Origin of the sequence: Streptomyces boncukensis (assembly GCF_011045075.1) — a bacterium.
Lineage (GTDB): Bacteria > Actinomycetota > Actinomycetes > Streptomycetales > Streptomycetaceae > Streptomyces > Streptomyces boncukensis.
Map to the genome: position 1 here is coordinate 1 of NZ_JAAKZZ010001111.1, position 516 is coordinate 516.

Here is a 516-nt window from a genome sequence, read left to right on the forward strand (position 1 = left end):
CGATGTCTGCTGCACGAGCCGCATCGTAAAGCGCCCCACCGCCGCGCGTGGCGCCAGTTGCGAAGCTCCGCGCGACCGGCTAGGACGTGTCCGGGATCGTGCCGGGACGGGGCAGTGTTCGCTATGCGGCTCCGCCGCGTGGGCGCGACCGGCCACAGATCACCCGCACCCTGCGACGCGACAGCAAGGGGCAGCCCTCCCAGCAAGATCCGCCGGACGCTGCGCCGGAAGGGGCGTCAGCCGTCCGCGCCCGCGCCGCCGTCGTCCTGCTGGCCGCCGTCCTGCTGACCCCCGCCGTCCTGCTGACCGCCGCCATCCTGCTGACCGCCGCCGTCCTGCTGGCCCCCGTCCTGCTGACCGCCGTCCTGCTGGCCGCCGTCCTGCTGACCGCCACTCGGGTCGGTGCCGCCGTCGCCGTTACCGCCGTCCTGGTTGCCGTCCGTCGTATTGCCGCCGCCCGTGGGGGAGCCGGTGGGGGTGTACGAGGGCGTGTTCTGGGAGCGGGTCGGATAGTTC

Annotated in this window: 1 pseudogene; it reads right to left on the bottom strand. The window is 74.0% G+C overall.

What is annotated here, in order from left to right:
* Nucleotides 1–236: 236 nt before the first annotated feature.
* Nucleotides 237–516, bottom strand: a pseudogene (locus tag G5C65_RS38195) (hypothetical protein); the annotation flags it as partial.